Raw genomic sequence first — 14,267 nt, 5'->3', positions numbered from 1 at the left:
CGGATCCGGATCCTGATCCGGATCAGGCTCAGCGCCGCGCCCTGCCGAAGAGCCAGCGGCCCCACAGCACCGAGATCGCGAGGATGACCGCGCACCAGCCCAGCGCCCAGAAGGGCTGCGCGTGCAGGGGCGTACCCATCAGCAGGCCGCGGATCGTCTCGATGATCGGCGTGATCGGCTGGTTCTCCGCCACCCACTGCAGCCAGGTCGGCATCGTGTGCACGGGGACGAACGCGCTGGACAGGTAGGGCACGAACATGAGGATGAACCCGTACCCCGCGGCCGCCTCCGGGCTGCCGGCTGCGAGGCCGATCGCGGCGTAGAGGTACGTGATCACGAGGATGTAGACGGCGATCATGCCGAATGCGGCGAGCCATTGCAGAGGTCCCGCGCTCGGACGGAAGCCGAGCAGCAGTGCGACACCGAAGACGACCGCGGTGGAGACCAGGTTGCGGGCGAGGCTCGCGACGACGTGCCCTGTGAGCACGGATCCGGGTCGCAGCGGCATCGTGCGGATGCGGTCGATGATCCCGGTGGACATGTCGCGGGAGACGTAGGTCGCCGTCGACGCGGCGCCGAACCCGGCGCAGAGCAGGATGATCCCCGGCACGACGTAGTCGACGTAGCTGCCGTCGTTCTCGATCGCGCCGCCGAACACGAAGGTGAACAGCAGCATGAGCGTGACGGGCAGCATGATCGACATCGACAGGGTCTCGCCGTCGCGCAGGGACAGGATGAGGCTGCGCCGGACGAACACGCGCTCGGCGGCGAATCCGCGCAGGCGCGGGCGGATCCCCGACAGGGGCGGCGCGACCGGCGCGAGGGCCGGGGCGGCGGGGGACAGAGCGCTCATGCGAACTCCCGGAGGGTCGTGCGATCGGCGTCGCCGGTCGCGGTGGTGGACTCGGCGTCGCCGGTCGCGGTGAGGGTGAGGAAGACGTCGTCGAGCGTGGGCTGACGCAGCTGGACGCGTGCCGACGGATGCGCGGTCTCGAGCTCGTCCAGCGCGCGGCGGATGCCGTCGATCGATCCGTCCGTCGCGATCTCCGCGAGGGAGGATCCGTCCGCACCCTCGGCGACGAGCACGTCGCTGCCGAACTGCGCCTTGAGCGCGGCCGCGGTTCCGGTGCGGACGATGCGGCCCTCGTGCAGGACGGCGATGCGGTCCGCGAGCCGATCGGCCTCCTCCAGATATTGGGTGGTGAGGAAGACCGTGGTGCCCGCATCCGCGAGGCCCCGGATGACCTCCCAGAGGTCCAGTCGGCTGCGAGGATCCACGCCCGTCGTGGGCTCGTCGAGGAAGAGCACCTGCGGTGTGACGACGAAGCTCAGGGCGAGGTCGAGCCGGCGGCGCATGCCGCCGGAGTAGGTCTTGACCTTGCGTCCCGCCGCATCGGCGAGAGCGAACTGCGTCAGCAGCTCGTCCGCGCGGCGGCGGGCGGCGCGCGGGGCGAGACCGGAGAGCCGGCTGAGCATCACCAGGTTCTCGACGCCGGTGAGCGCGTCGTCGACCGCGGCCGACTGGCCGGTGAGCGAGATCCGCTGCCGCACCCCCTCGGGATCGCGGCGCACGTCGCATCCGGCGACCATCGCGGTGCCGGCGTCGGCGTGGGTCAAGGTGGTGAGGATCGAGATCGTCGTGGTCTTGCCGGCGCCGTTGGATCCGAGCAGCGCGACGATCTCGCCCTGCTCTGCCGTGAGGTCGACGCCACGCAGGACGGGGGTGCCGCTGTACTGCTTGGTGAGTCCTGAGACTTCGATGGCCGTGGTCATCGCCGTTCCCTTCTGTCATGGATGAAGCTCTGTCGTGGATGGAGCTCTGTCAGGGATGAGGCTCTGTCAGAGATGAATCTGTGTATAGATGAAACTGTTTATGACGGTAACACACTGTTTACGCAATAAACAGTCCTATCCTGGAGTCATGACCGAAGAGCCCGATCCCGCCGACCTGCCCGACCTGCCGCGCGGCATCGCCCTGGCATGGGGCATGGCCGCAAGCCCCCAGCGCGGTCCGAAGCGCGAGATGAGCGTGGAGCGCATCGTCGAGGCGGCCGTCGCGCTCGCCGACGGCGAGGGGCTCGGAGCCGTCTCGATGGCGGCCGTGGCGAAGACGCTCGGCTTCACGCCGATGTCGCTCTATCGCTACGTCACGGCGAAGGACGACCTCCTGCTGCTCATGCAGGAGGAGGCGTCAGGGCTGCCACCGCTTCCGGAGTCCGGGGCGGCGGTGCGCGGATGGCGGGAGGAGGCGGAGCGGCTCTACCGCGCGCACCTCGACGTCTACCTCCGCCATCCCTGGCTGCTCAGCCTGCCGATCAGCGGCACCCCGGTCACGCCGGGGACCGCGGCCTGGATGGACGCGTACCTCGCCGCCTTCGCCGAGACGCCGCTCGACCAGGACGAGCGGATGGGTGCGATGCTCGCGATCATGGGCCAGTCCCGGTGGTTCGGCACGGTCGCGGCCGGCTACGCGGAGGCCGCGCGGTCGAGCGGGCTGACGCTCGAGGAGGTCGGGGCGCAGGAGGCGGCCCTGTTCCGCGCGCTGATCGACGCGGACGCCTATCCCCATACGCGCGCCGCGCTCGACGAGGGCGCGATCGACGGCGACAAGGATCCGATGGTGTTCGGCATCGAACGCGTGCTGGACGGGATCGCCACTCACATCGAGCGTCTCGCCGCCGCACGGCCGGGCGAGCCGCGGACTCCTCCCGTGTTCGTCCCCGAGGATCCGGCGCTCGCCGCCGACAAGCGGGTGCGCGCGGCGGCGAAGGGCGTGCGCGAGGCCGAGAAGGCGCTGCGGGCGGCGCAGAAGAACGAGCGCCAGGTGCGCAAGGATGCGGCGGAGCGCATCGCGCGATCGGCCGCGGTCTGAGCATCCCCTGTCACAGCGTTCACATGGGTTTACACGCGTCGCCAGCAGCCCCTACAGTTGTCGCAACCCGCCGCGCAGGTCGCGCGACGGAGAGGGGGGTAGATGGGGATGCCCGAACAGCTGCCGGACGTGAAGTTCCTGACCGTCGCCGAAGTGGCGGCGATCATGCGCGTGTCCAAGATGACCGTGTACCGGCTGGTGCACGCGGGGGAACTGCCCGCGATCCGTTTCGGCCGCAGCTATCGCGTGCCGGAATCCGCGGTCACGGCCGCGCTGCAGAAGCCGATCGCCGACGTGGGTTGAGCGCGGTGCGAGAGGCGCTGGGGCGCCGGATTCGCACGCGCGTCAGCGCCGGCGGCGCCGTGCGCTAGACTGTTCTGAGGCATTTTTCCGTGCCCGATCCCGGGCGTCGTCCGTGTGCGACGCCCAGCCCCTGACTTAGTGAGGTTTCCGTGGGTTCTGTCATCAAGAAGCGCCGCAAGCGCATGGCGAAGAAGAAGCACCGCAAGCTGCTTCGCAAGACTCGCCACCAGCGCCGCAACAAGAAGTAAGCGGCCGCGCCGAGCGCGCAAGTCACTGAGCGCCCCCGATCTCCGGATCGTCGGGGCGCTTCGTGCTTTCCCGGCGCTGCGTGTGATCCAGGCGCTGCGTGCGTTCCCGGCGCTGCGTGCTTTCCCGGCGCTGCGTGCATTCCCGGCGCTTCGTGCTCCGCAGGACGGATCCGGCTCGGCGCGCCCGGGCGTCCCGCGTCTGGAAGAATCGGATCCATGAAGACGATCACCGTCGCCCAGCTGGCCGAGCGCACCGAGACGGCTCTCATCGACGTGCGCGAGAGGAGCGAGTTCGCCTCGGGGCACGTGCCCGGAGCGGTGAACCTGCCGATGTCCGAGCTCGGGGACCTGCTGCACGAGCTGCCGGACGGGGCGTTCGACGTGATCTGCCAGCTCGGCGGGCGCTCGGCGCGCGTCGTCGAGGCGCTCGAGGCGCGCGGCTACGACGCCACGAACGTCGAGGGCGGCACGGCGGAGTGGATCGCGGAGGGACGCGCGATCGAGACGCCCGCGCCGTGATCACGCTGACCCTGATCGGCAAGCCCGACTGCCATCTGTGCGATGTCGCCTCCGATGTGGTCGACGCCGTCGTCGCAGAGCTGCCGGATGCGCTCGCCGAGGACATGGAGATCACCGAGCTGTCGATCCTCGATGACCCCGCCCTCTACGAGAAGTACTGGGAGAAGATCCCCGTGCTCCTGATCGACGGCGAACTGCACGGACACTGGCGGATCTCGCCCGACCGGCTGCGCGACGCGCTCGCCGAGAAGGCCGCCGGATCGAGCACCACCGCGGGAGCAGGGCCCACAGCCGCCGCCCTGGCGCAGGAGCCGGCAGAGGCACAAGACTCACCAGCGCAAGACTGACCAGCACAAGACTGACCAGAAGGAGAATCGCGATGACGCTGCGGCATGTGGTGACCTGGAAGATGGCGGCGACCGATCCGGCCGAGCGCGCGGAGCACGCCACGGGGGTCGCTTCGCGGCTGCAGGGGCTCGTCGGCGTCGTGCCGTCGATCCGCGCGCTCACCGCGGGCGTCAACACACTCGCGGTCGAGGGCAACTGGGATGTGACGCTGATCGCCGACTTCGACGACGCCGCGGGTCTGGATGCGTACCAGGTGCATCCCGCGCATCAGGAGGTCGTGGGCTACGTGCGCTCGGTCTCGGGCGGGCGCTCGGCCGTCGACTTCGAGGTCTGAGCAGCCGGCGGCACGTGCTCAAGGGGTCCTCCGAACCGGTTGTGCGAGTCATCGTCTCGGATCTCAGACATTCTGCGGCTCTCAAAGCGCGCGAGAACCGCGGGATTCCGCGGGAGTCCGCCGGGACACGTGCGCCGATACCGAACCGAGACACCCCCGGAGGCCTTCCCGTTACGTGGCGGTAACCGCTCCGTGTCAAGATTGTGGGCAACCCGCACCTGGACGTCAGCGTCCTCGACACAGGAGTCGAACATGGAACGTCGCTCGAAGATCGCTTACGGACTCGCCCTCGCGGCGGCCGCCACCCTCACCCTCGCCGGCTGCTCCGGCGGCGGTACCCCCGACGCCGGATCCACGACGGCGGCCGGAAACGACTACGGACTCGTCTCGGCCGGCACGCTCACGGTGTGCTCGGACATCCCCTACCCGCCCTTCGAGTTCGAGGGCGGCGACAACGGCACCGGCTACACGGGCTTCGACATCGACATGCTCGGCGCGATCGCCAAGAAGCTCGACCTCAAGCTCGCCGTGCAGGATGTGGGCTTCGACGCGCTGCAGTCCGGTACGACCCTGGCCTCAGGCACCTGCGATGTGGGCGCCTCTGCGATGACCATCACCGATGACCGCAAGAAGAACATCGACTTCTCCGACCCCTACTACGACTCGCTGCAGTCGCTGCTGGTGAAGACCGACTCCGGCATCAAGGACATCAACGGCCTGTCCGGCAAGAACGTCGGCGTGCAGCAGGGCACCACGGGCGAGAGCTACGCCAAGGAGCACGCCAAGGGCGCGAACCTCGTGCAGTACCCCTCTGACGGCGAGCTGTGGCCGGCGATCCAGGCCGGGCAGATCGACGCGATCCTGCAGGACCAGCCGGTGAACCTCGAGCACGAGAAGGCCGACAAGTCGTACAAGATCGTCGAGACTTACAACACGAACGAGTCCTACGGCTTCGCGTTCCAGAAGGGTCAGAAGACGGCACTGCTGAAGGCCGTCAACGGCGCTCTGAAGGACCTCAAGGACAGCGGCGAGTACAAGAAGATCTACGACACCTACTTCACGGCCAAGTGATCGGCGCAGGGTAGGCGAGAGAGGATCTTGACGATGGCGTTGAGACGCACTCAGAAACAGAAGCTTTACCGCTACACGGTCTACGTCGTTCTGATCGCGATCGTCGTGTGGGTGGCGTTCACCGCGAACTGGGCGAAGCTCGGTCCACTGTTCTTCAACCCCGAGGTCGCGGCCAAGATGCTCCCGAGCATCGTCACCGTCGCACTCGTGAACACGCTGTGGTTCACGGCGGTGGCGTTCGCGGGCGGTCTGCTGCTCGGCGTGTGCCTGGCGCTGCTGAAGATGAGCAGCATCGGGCCGTTCCGCTGGATCGCCACGGCCTGGATCGAGTTGTTCCGCGGGCTCCCCGCGATCCTGACGATCTTCGCGATCGGGTTCATCGTGCCGATCGCGGCGGGAGTGCCGGGGACCAAGCTCGGCGGCCCCGTCGTGCTGGGACTCGTCGGCCTGATCCTGGTCGCATCGGCCTACATGGCCGAGACGATCCGCGCAGGACTCCAGGCCGTGCCGAAGGGGCAGACCGAGGCAGCGCGGTCGCTCGGCATGTCGCCGATGAAGACGACCTTCTGGATCGTCGTGCCGCAGGGCTTCCGGATCATCATCCCGCCGCTCACGAACGAGTTCGTGCTGCTGCTCAAGGACACGTCGCTGCTCTTCGTGGTGGGCACGTTCATCTGGTCGAAGGAACTCACCACGTTCGCCCGTGACGCGAGCACTCAGAACAGCAACGGAACGCCTCTGATCATGGCGGCGATTCTCTACCTGATCGTGACGATTCCGCTCACCCGCTTCACCGCGTGGCTGGAGCGGCGGATGGCGAGGGAGCGATGAGTACCGACCTGATCAACCTGAACGCGCCTGCGATCGACATCCGCGGGCTCGTGAAGAGCTACGGCGATAACGAGGTGCTCAAGGGTATCGACCTGTCCGTGCACCCCGGTGAGGTCGTCTGCGTGATCGGCCCCTCGGGGTCCGGGAAGTCGACGCTCCTGCGCTCGGTGAACCTGCTGGAGCAGCCGACCGGCGGGGAGATCCTCATCGAGGGGATCGACGTGACCGACCCGGACGTCGACATCGACCGGGTGCGCACCCGCATCGGCATGGTGTTCCAGAGCTTCAACCTCTTCCCGCACATGTCGGTGCTGGGAAACCTCACCATCGCGCAGCGCCAGGTGAAGAAGCGCGGAAAGGCGGAGGCGGAGAAGGTCGCGAAGGCGATGCTGGAGCGCGTGGGCATGGCGCACAAGGCTGACGCCTATCCCGGGCAGCTCTCCGGCGGTCAGCAGCAGCGCGTCGCGATCGCGCGGGCGCTGTGCATGAACCCCGACATGATGCTCTTCGACGAGCCCACCTCGGCGCTCGACCCCGAGCTCGTGGGCGAGGTGCTGCAGGTGATGCGGACACTCGCCGACGAGGGCATGACCATGATGGTGGTCACGCACGAGATGGGCTTCGCCAGGGAGGTCGGCTCGCGACTGATCTTCATGGACGGCGGGCACATCCTCGAGGAGGGCGACCCGCGCGAAGTGCTCGCGAACCCGCAGCATCAGCGCACGAAGGACTTCCTCGCGCGCGTGCTGTGAAGCCGGCAGCTGAGGGGTACCCCTGAGCCGCCGACCGGAAGCGCCGAGGAACGAGCATGAGACGCGCCGGGGACTTACCGGTCCCCGGCGCGTCTCATAGCGTTCTCCGAGCCTGATCGGGGCGCTCCCACCGGTTCCGCCGAGGCGGCACGGATTACGATGGGTCGTCGCCCCGTCCGGAGGCGGGAACGGAGCACGCCCTTCATGCCGCGATGGCTGCTGGAGCTGGACCTCGCCGACGGACCCGTGCCCTGGATCGTCTGGGGGCTCGCCGCGGCGGGCCTCGTCGCGCTGCTGATCAGACCGCTCCGCCGGCGCTGGATCGTGCGCGCGGCGATCGCCGTGATCGCCGGTGCGCTCGTGGGCTGGTTCCTCGTGGTGCTCGTCGACGTCGCCGACCTGTTCGGCGTGCCGATGCCCGACGCGGTGAAGTGGTGGACTTCGGGCGGCTTCGCCCTCATCGGGCTGGCGATCGTGAGCCTGTGGGATTCGCGCTGGTGGCGCAAGGTCGTCGCGATCCTGACCGTGATCGCCTCCGTGCTCTCGATGGGCATCGGGATCAATCAGGCGTTCGCGCTGGATCGCACCCTCGGCGACATCCTCGGCATCAACACGCTCGGCCCGCTGGACCACTTCGCTCCGCCCCTGACCACGCAGGATCCGTCCGCGAAGCCGCTGGCCGAGACCTGGACGCCCCCTGCGGACATGCCGACTCGCGGACGATTCGGCGCGCTCTCCGGCGCGAACGCCCTGAAATCCTCCGCTGGGTTCAAGCCCCGCGAGGCGACCATCTACCTGCCCCCGGCCGCGCTCGTGAAGGATCCGCCCGCCCTCCCCGTCGTGGTCTTCATGATGGGACTGCCGGGCTATCCGAATCCGCATCCGATGGTGGACGTCATGAACGAGTTCGCTGCGAAGCACGACGGCCTCGCGCCCATCGTCATCATCGCCGACCAGCTCGGTGCGCAGGATCAGAACCCCGGTTGCATCGACTCGGCCGCCTACGGCGGCGTCGAGACCTACTTCAACAAGGACATCCCGGACTGGATCCGGGGGCATCTGCGGGTGCAGCAGGATCCGAAGTACTGGACCATCGCCGGGTATTCGAACGGCGGGGCGTGCGCATTCATCTACGGCGCCAGGCATCCCGACATCTGGGGGAACATCGCCACCGCGTCCGGTGAGCCGTGGTCGGGCTTCGGCGACCCCAAGTCGGTCGAGAAGGCGTTCAAGGGCGACCAGGCCGCGTTCGACGCCAACAAGCCGGAGGCGATCCTCGCCGAGCACCCCGGAGCGTACGCGGGGCACTACGCGATCTTCGCGGCCGGGGCGCTCGACAAGAAGTACGGACCCGCGAACCGCGTCTCCGCGGGCCTCGCGGAGGCGGCGGGCTTCACCACCACCTACTACCTCGTGCCGAACGCCACCCATACCGGACCCGGCCTGCGCGGCGGCCTGGTGAAGGCGTTCGAGGTGCTCTACCCGCGCCTGGGGCTCTCCCGATGACCTCCTCGCGGGCGACGACGGCGGTGCTCGCCGTGGCGCGCAGGGCCGGGCGCTACGCGCGCCGCCATCCGTTCGCCGTGGGGCTGACCGTCCTGCTCCTGGTCAGCGGTCTGGCGCTGGGACCCCTCCGGGGCTCTCGCCCCGCCGGGATCGGGCTCAGCCCGCTCGCGTTCGGACGCGAGCGGGAGTGGTGGACGCCGCTGACGGCGCTGCTCGTGCCGGACTCCTGGGGCGGCCTCCTGCTGTCCGCCGTGCTCGCGCTCACGCTGCTGGCCTATGCGGAACGGCTGATGGGAACCTGGCGCGTCGTGAGCGCCTTCCTCGTGACGGGCGTGCTCGGCGGCCTGCTCGGCCTCGGAATACAGTCGCTGGCCTGGTCGTGGGGGCAGGTGTGGGCGCGGATCGACGCCCGCGGCGCTGTGCTGGATCCCTCGATCGGGATCTTCGGTGCGATCCTGGCGGGCAGCGCGTTCGCACCGGCCCTGTACCGTCGCCGGATCCGCCTGCTCGGCCTCTCGCTCCTCGTCACCTACACGCTGTACGGCGGCGATGCGGACAGCGTCTACCGCCTGCTGGCCGCGCTCGCCGGTCTCATCCTCGGCGTGATTCTCACGAGCGGCCGGCCGCGGCCCGCCTGGTACCGCAGCTCCTACCACGAGACGAGGACCCTCACCGCGGCCATGGTCGCGGTGACCGGCCTCGGCCCGTTGATCGTGCTCCTCACCGGCGTCGGCATCGGCCCGCTGGCTCCCGTGGTCGCGGGACTGCGCGGGGTCGACATCTCCGGGATCACGGACGCGTGCGCGCAGAACAATGCGTCCGCGCACTGCGTCGCCGGGGTGACCACCGCGGTCGCCGCAGGGACCGGCGTGGTGCTGATGAGCCTCGTCCCTCTGCTGCTCAGCCTGGTCGCGGCGTGGGGGCTGCGCTCGGGGCGCCGCGCCGCCTGGTTCCTCGCGATCGGCGTGAACGCGATGATGGCCCTGCTCACCGGTCTCAGCGTGGCCACCCGCTCGCTCCGCGAGCCGACCGACGTGATCGAGATCGACCGGCAGTTCCCCGGATTCTCCGTGCTGGCGATCCTCGTCCCGGTCGGGATGTGCATCCTGCTCGCGATCACGCACCGCCGGTTCGCGGTGCGGGCGTCGCGCCGCGCGGTGCGGCGATTCTCGCTCACGATCGGGATCGCGTTCGTCGTGCTGGTGGCCACGAACATGATCCTGGTCTCGGCCGTCTCGCACTCGCCGTCGTTCTGGTCGTCCCTGGCGACGACGCTGCGCCGGTTCCTCCCGACGATCATCGGCCGCCCGAGCGGGCACACGCCCCTCACCGGAATCGCGCTCGCGCTGCACCGCGACGTGGGCGCCCTGTTCTGGCTGGTCTTCGCGATCGCCATGGTGGCGCTGCTGCTGGGACGCTCGCGCAAGGCCGCGGACGATGCGGAGCGGTTCCGCACCCAGCTGCGGACGACCGACGGCGGCACGCTCGGGTTCATGGGCACCTGGGAGGGCAACGAGCACTGGTTCACGGCGGACGGCCGCGGTGCGGTCGCCTACCGCGTCGTGAACGACATCGCGATCGCCGTGGGGGACCCGGTCTGCACTCCGGGCGACACGGCGAAGACCATCCGCGGGTTCCTGGACTTCTGCGACGCGAACGCCTGGACCGCGGTGTTCTACAGCACGCACGAGGAGTTCGCCCCGGCTTTCAGGGACCTCGGCTGGAAGAGCATCTCGGTGGCGGAGGAGACCGTCGTGCCGCTCGAGCGGTTCGAGCTGACAGGCAAGGTGTGGACCAAGGTGCGCCAGCCGTACAACCGCGGACAGCGCGACGGGCTCACGACGCTCTGGACCACGTGGGAGCAGCTGCCGGCGGGCCTGGTCGCACAGCTGGACGCCCTCAGCGAGCAGTGGATCGCGGAGAAGGCGCTGCCGGAGATGCGCTTCACCCTGGGCGGGATGGAGGAGCTCAGGGATCCGGACGTCGAGATCCTGCTCGCGATCGGTCCCGAGGGCGAGCTGCAGGCGGTGACGAGCTGGATGCCGGTGTGGCGCGAGGGGGAGCTGGTCGGTCGCACGCTCGACTTCATGCGCCGTGCCGACGGTGCGATGCCCGGTGTGATGGAGTTCGCGATCGCCTCGGCAGCGCTGCACATGAAGGAGCAGGGACTCGAGGTCATGAGCCTCTCCGGTGCGCCGCTCGCACAGACCGTGGACGGCGACGCCGATGCGGACCCCGGCATCACCCGGCTGCTGGGCTGGCTGAGCCGGGTGCTCGAGCCCGCGTACGGCTTCGCCTCGCTGCTGCGGTACAAGGGAAAGTTCAACCCCGAGTACCGTCCGATGCACCTGTTCTACGCGGACAACGGGCAGCTTCCTGCGATCGGGCTCGCGATCGGGCGCGCATACCTGCCGAACGCCTCGCCGGCCGAGTACGTGGCCTTGGCGCGATCGCTCGCGGGCTGACCCGCTGGACGCGACGGAGGCGCCGTCCCTCGGGACGGCGCCTCCGCGATCTGCTCAGCCGGCGATCGATGCCGGCTCAGTCCTCGGTCTCGACGACCTCGGCGTCCGCGGCGTTGCGGCGGATCGAGTCGATGCCGCTCAGCGCACCCGACTTCGACGAATAGCTCTGGCCGCTGGCGATGATCTCGCCGTTGCCGGCCTTGAGGCGGAAACGCCACTTGCCGCTCTTGTCCTCGTAGAGTTCGAACTTGCCTGCCATGGTGCTCCTCCCGGAACCGCGGGGCGGCCCTCGCCCCACGCTCAAACTAGCGGGGCCCCCGATCGGGCGTCGTGATTCGCGATCATGTGTTTCCTGTGCGTCGGCGAGCTCGGATCCGGTCGTCGTTACGATGGGGCCACGCAGGGTCAGGAGGCGAGTGCGGATGTCCTCTTCGATGACGCGCGGCAGGAGCCGAGCCGTCCTGCTCGCCGTGCTGCTCGCGGCGGGAGCGCTGGCCGTGCTGGTCGGAATGATCGGTCGGCCCTGGTCGCCGGCTCCGGCGCCGCCGCACGCCACGGCCGCGGGCTCCGCGATGCCGCTCTTCGAGACCTGGATCCCGCCCGCAGGCCTGCCGGCGAAAGGCACGGTGACGAGGCTCACGGGGGAGGAGCGCATCCCCTCGTCCGCGGGCTTCGTCCCGCGGGACGCCTCGCTCTATCGGCCTCCCGCCGCGCTCGTGCCGGATCCGCCCGCCTTGCCGCTCGTGGTCTTCATGATGGGCGAGCCGGGGGATCCGGACCCGTCGTTCGTCGCCGACGCGATGGACCGGCTCGCGGCCGCGCACCGCGGACTGGCCCCGATCGTGATCGTGGCGGATCAGCTCGGATCCGAGGACGACAACCCGGCGTGCGTGGACTCGGCGGCCTACGGCGGTGTGGAGACGTACTTCACGAAGGACATCCCCGCCTGGGCGCGCAGCCACCTGCGGGTGCAGCCGAGTCCGGCGGCGTGGACGATCGCGGGATTCTCCAACGGCGGCGGATGCGCGCTGGACTGGGGCCTCGCGGATCCCGGCCTGTGGGGCGGCATCGTGAGCATCGCGGGGGAGTCGTATCAGGGCACCGAGTTCCCGGACGAGGTGCTGCAGCAGGTCTTCGAAGGCGATCAGAGCGCCTACGAGGCCGCCAAGCCCGAGGCCAGGGCCGCGCAGAACGCCGGCCGCTTCGACGGGCACGTGGCCCTGTTCGCCGCCGGGGACGAGGACGCGTTCTTCATGGCCCAGGTGCAGCTGTCCGCGCAGATCACGGAGCACGCGGGCTTCCGGACGCAGGTGTTCACGATCCCGGGCGAGGATCACGTCGAATCGCTCCCCGAGGGGCTGACGGCGACGTTCGGCGCCCTGTTCCCGCACCTCGGCCTCGCTCCGTCCGGGGGCGGTTGAGGGAGGCGCGTGCGCCGACCCCGTTACGCGCGCTCGCGGCGGCGAGAAGCCGGCGCGCCGCCTTCTTCGCGGTCCTCCAGCAGGCGGGCGAGCACCTCGGCGCGGTTGCGCACACCGAGCTTGCGGAAGGCATTCGTGAGGTGCACCTCCACCGTGCGCTCGGAGATCCCCAGCTCGAGCCCGATCTCGCGGTTGCGCAGACCCCGCGCGAGCAGGTCGATCACGCCGCGCTCGCGCCCCGTGAGCAGGGCCAGCGCGGGGAGTCCTTGCCGTGTCGTGCGCTCGTCCACGGCCGTGCGGCTGACCGCGACCGTGCTCGGGCCGTCGACGTCCGGGACGACGGCATAGCCGACCGTCCGCCCTGGACGCAGCGCGATCAGCGCAGGGCCGAAGCCCTGGACGAGTTCCGGAGCATCGTCCCGGAGGGCGACGAGAGCGCTCGAGGTCACGCCGCCGCCGATGTGCGTCATGGGAAGGCGGGCGAGCGCGTCGCCGAGGACGTCGGCAGCCTCCGCCGCGCGTCCCGCGTGCAGCAGGAACCCCGCCTGCTGACCTCGCACGTGCGCCTCGATCAAGGGGCTCAGCGGGCCGGCGGCGGAGTTCCACGGCCACACCTCGGCCGCGGGGATGACGCTCAGGTAGAGCCGGGCGTGACGCTCGTCCGCCTCCTCCGGCGAGGTCCACCAGATCTCCGCGATCGAGTCGATGCCGGTCAGTGCGGCGTGGTCCGTCGCCGTCGCCGCGGCGGACCGCAGGAGAGGGAGCTGGCTCGCGACGCGGGCGAGGGCATCCGCGCCCTCGTCCGGTCCGTCGAGGAAGCTCTGCGCGACGCGGCGTCCGGTCTGCGCCTGGGCCCTGAGGTCCCCCTCGCCGAGCTCGGCGGCCTGGAACAGGCGCACCGCGTCGTCGAAGCAGCCGAGCACGAGGGCGCTGCGCGCGCCGAGCATCGCCGCGTTGCTGCGGATCGCCGCGGCGCCGGCGAGCGCGCGCGCAGAGGCGATCCGGAACGCGGCCTCCGGGTTGCCGCGGGTCAGCAGCCGCTGGCCGACCGCGATGAGGGCGCGCAGCGCTCGCGGATCCGTCTCCGCCCTGCCGTGCACGGCGTGCCAGAGGCCGACGTCGGCGAGGCCGTGCTGACGGTGGGCGAGCCAGAGCGCGCGATGGATCGTCTCGCACTCCGCCGCGTCAGCGCCCGCGAGTATTGCGCTCCGGTCGGCTTCGGACAGGAACCGGAACCGGCCAGCGGAGAACCGCACGGTGCGCTGCACCGCCTCGGAGATCACGACGCGGGTGTCGGTCGCCGTCGCGGCGAGGAGCACGTCCGCGCGGTCGGTCACGGAGAGCGCGGCGGCGAGCAGGAGACGCCGCACGCCGGGTTCGGCCTCCGGCGCCGCAGCCGTCGACAGCGGCCACACGTCCGGCAGGACCGCCAGGCCCGCGCGCTGGGCGGCGGACAGGCGGTCGCCGACCGCCCTCAAATGCTCCGTCGTGATCCCCGGAAGCGCCGACAGGCGACCGGCGACCTGCGGCGCCACGGGCGCGGCGGAGGAGCCCTGGACCAGGGGGAGTGCGCTCAGAGCCTCGGGGGGACGCATGA

The 14,267-nt window shown here is 70.0% G+C and carries 16 protein-coding genes; 12 read left to right on the top strand and 4 right to left on the bottom strand.

What is annotated here, in order from left to right:
• Positions 1–28: 28 nt before the first annotated feature.
• Both CQ044_RS13185 and CQ044_RS13180 read right to left on the bottom strand, forming a co-directional pair.
• On the bottom strand, positions 29–853 hold the full coding sequence (locus tag CQ044_RS13185) for an ABC transporter permease (protein ID WP_105688884.1): 825 nt from the start codon (positions 851–853) through the stop codon (positions 29–31).
• Entirely contained in the window at positions 850–1,773 is a 924-nt protein-coding gene (locus tag CQ044_RS13180) for an ATP-binding cassette domain-containing protein (RefSeq protein ID WP_105688883.1), read from the bottom strand. The genes CQ044_RS13185 and CQ044_RS13180 overlap by 4 nt, the downstream gene beginning before the upstream one ends.
• Before the next feature lie 148 nt (positions 1,774–1,921).
• Between CQ044_RS13180 and CQ044_RS13175 the strand changes: the two genes are divergently transcribed.
• The 11 genes from CQ044_RS13175 to CQ044_RS13125 all read left to right on the top strand — a co-directional run bounded on the left by CQ044_RS13175 (position 1,922) and on the right by CQ044_RS13125 (position 11,249).
• Complete coding sequence (locus tag CQ044_RS13175; protein WP_105688882.1) at positions 1,922–2,872, top strand: TetR/AcrR family transcriptional regulator; 951 nt, start codon at positions 1,922–1,924, stop codon at positions 2,870–2,872.
• A 108-nt stretch (positions 2,873–2,980) separates the two neighbouring features.
• The gene (locus tag CQ044_RS13170; RefSeq protein ID WP_045272966.1) at positions 2,981–3,175 is read left to right on the top strand and encodes a helix-turn-helix domain-containing protein; all 195 of its coding nucleotides are present in this window, start codon (positions 2,981–2,983) and stop codon (positions 3,173–3,175) included.
• Positions 3,176–3,324: 149 nt separating this feature from the next.
• Positions 3,325–3,423, top strand: a complete 99-nt coding sequence (locus tag CQ044_RS13165; protein WP_003792170.1) for a 30S ribosomal protein bS22 — start codon at positions 3,325–3,327, stop codon at positions 3,421–3,423.
• 216 nt (positions 3,424–3,639) lie between these two features.
• Positions 3,640–3,942, top strand: a complete 303-nt coding sequence (locus tag CQ044_RS13160) for a rhodanese-like domain-containing protein (protein ID WP_045272862.1) — start codon at positions 3,640–3,642, stop codon at positions 3,940–3,942.
• Positions 3,939–4,289: a glutaredoxin family protein gene (locus tag CQ044_RS13155; RefSeq protein ID WP_105688881.1), complete on the top strand. Its 351-nt coding sequence runs from the start codon at positions 3,939–3,941 to the stop codon at positions 4,287–4,289. The genes CQ044_RS13160 and CQ044_RS13155 overlap by 4 nt, the downstream gene beginning before the upstream one ends.
• Before the next feature lie 32 nt (positions 4,290–4,321).
• Positions 4,322–4,624, top strand: coding sequence for a Dabb family protein (locus tag CQ044_RS13150; RefSeq protein WP_105688880.1), 303 nt, complete (start codon positions 4,322–4,324; stop codon positions 4,622–4,624).
• A gap of 252 nt (positions 4,625–4,876) precedes the next feature.
• Positions 4,877–5,695 carry a basic amino acid ABC transporter substrate-binding protein gene (locus tag CQ044_RS13145; RefSeq protein ID WP_105688879.1) on the top strand — a complete coding sequence of 273 codons (819 nt, stop codon included), beginning with the start codon at positions 4,877–4,879 and terminating at the stop codon, positions 5,693–5,695.
• Between the two features lie 33 nt (positions 5,696–5,728).
• On the top strand, positions 5,729–6,526 hold the full coding sequence (locus CQ044_RS13140) for an amino acid ABC transporter permease (RefSeq protein WP_105688878.1): 798 nt from the start codon (positions 5,729–5,731) through the stop codon (positions 6,524–6,526).
• Complete coding sequence (locus CQ044_RS13135; protein ID WP_105688877.1) at positions 6,523–7,278, top strand: amino acid ABC transporter ATP-binding protein; 756 nt, start codon at positions 6,523–6,525, stop codon at positions 7,276–7,278. The genes CQ044_RS13140 and CQ044_RS13135 overlap by 4 nt, the downstream gene beginning before the upstream one ends.
• 204 nt (positions 7,279–7,482) lie before the next feature.
• Positions 7,483–8,784, top strand: a complete 1,302-nt coding sequence (locus tag CQ044_RS13130) for an esterase family protein (RefSeq protein ID WP_181158312.1) — start codon at positions 7,483–7,485, stop codon at positions 8,782–8,784.
• A complete protein-coding gene (locus CQ044_RS13125; RefSeq protein ID WP_105688875.1) occupies positions 8,781–11,249 on the top strand; it encodes a bifunctional lysylphosphatidylglycerol flippase/synthetase MprF in 2,469 nt (822 codons plus the stop codon). The genes CQ044_RS13130 and CQ044_RS13125 overlap by 4 nt, the downstream gene beginning before the upstream one ends.
• Before the next feature lie 76 nt (positions 11,250–11,325).
• On the opposite strand, the gene CQ044_RS13120 is transcribed toward CQ044_RS13125, so the two are convergent.
• Positions 11,326–11,508, bottom strand: coding sequence for a YegP family protein (locus CQ044_RS13120; RefSeq protein WP_045272868.1), 183 nt, complete (start codon positions 11,506–11,508; stop codon positions 11,326–11,328).
• 163 nt (positions 11,509–11,671) lie between these two features.
• Between CQ044_RS13120 and CQ044_RS13115 the strand changes: the two genes are divergently transcribed.
• Complete coding sequence (locus tag CQ044_RS13115) at positions 11,672–12,670, top strand: esterase family protein (protein WP_146116791.1); 999 nt, start codon at positions 11,672–11,674, stop codon at positions 12,668–12,670.
• A 23-nt stretch (positions 12,671–12,693) separates the two neighbouring features.
• Here the strand turns inward: CQ044_RS13115 and CQ044_RS19865 are convergent, their stop codons facing one another.
• Complete coding sequence (locus CQ044_RS19865; RefSeq protein WP_105688873.1) at positions 12,694–14,265, bottom strand: helix-turn-helix transcriptional regulator; 1,572 nt, start codon at positions 14,263–14,265, stop codon at positions 12,694–12,696.
• Positions 14,266–14,267 lie beyond the last annotated feature (2 nt).

The sequence above is a fragment of the Microbacterium sp. MYb64 genome (genome assembly GCF_002979495.1).
Lineage (GTDB): Bacteria > Actinomycetota > Actinomycetes > Actinomycetales > Microbacteriaceae > Microbacterium > Microbacterium azadirachtae_A.
The sequence above is the reverse complement of the archived record's forward strand: the minus strand, read 5'-3'. Positions and strand labels throughout refer to the sequence as shown.

Coding starts and splice junctions, on each gene's coding strand:
- CQ044_RS13185 (WP_105688884.1), bottom strand. CDS start 853: ATGAGCGCTCTGTCCCCCGCCGCCCCGGCCCTCGCGCCGGTCGCGCCG.
- CQ044_RS13180 (WP_105688883.1), bottom strand. CDS start 1,773: ATGACCACGGCCATCGAAGTCTCAGGACTCACCAAGCAGTACAGCGGC.
- CQ044_RS13175 (WP_105688882.1), top strand. CDS start 1,922: ATGACCGAAGAGCCCGATCCCGCCGACCTGCCCGACCTGCCGCGCGGC.
- CQ044_RS13170 (WP_045272966.1), top strand. CDS start 2,981: ATGCCCGAACAGCTGCCGGACGTGAAGTTCCTGACCGTCGCCGAAGTG.
- CQ044_RS13160 (WP_045272862.1), top strand. CDS start 3,640: ATGAAGACGATCACCGTCGCCCAGCTGGCCGAGCGCACCGAGACGGCT.
- CQ044_RS13150 (WP_105688880.1), top strand. CDS start 4,322: ATGACGCTGCGGCATGTGGTGACCTGGAAGATGGCGGCGACCGATCCG.
- CQ044_RS13145 (WP_105688879.1), top strand. CDS start 4,877: ATGGAACGTCGCTCGAAGATCGCTTACGGACTCGCCCTCGCGGCGGCC.
- CQ044_RS13140 (WP_105688878.1), top strand. CDS start 5,729: ATGGCGTTGAGACGCACTCAGAAACAGAAGCTTTACCGCTACACGGTC.
- CQ044_RS13135 (WP_105688877.1), top strand. CDS start 6,523: ATGAGTACCGACCTGATCAACCTGAACGCGCCTGCGATCGACATCCGC.
- CQ044_RS13130 (WP_181158312.1), top strand. CDS start 7,483: ATGCCGCGATGGCTGCTGGAGCTGGACCTCGCCGACGGACCCGTGCCC.
- CQ044_RS13125 (WP_105688875.1), top strand. CDS start 8,781: ATGACCTCCTCGCGGGCGACGACGGCGGTGCTCGCCGTGGCGCGCAGG.
- CQ044_RS13120 (WP_045272868.1), bottom strand. CDS start 11,508: ATGGCAGGCAAGTTCGAACTCTACGAGGACAAGAGCGGCAAGTGGCGT.
- CQ044_RS13115 (WP_146116791.1), top strand. CDS start 11,672: ATGTCCTCTTCGATGACGCGCGGCAGGAGCCGAGCCGTCCTGCTCGCC.
- CQ044_RS19865 (WP_105688873.1), bottom strand. CDS start 14,265: ATGCGTCCCCCCGAGGCTCTGAGCGCACTCCCCCTGGTCCAGGGCTCC.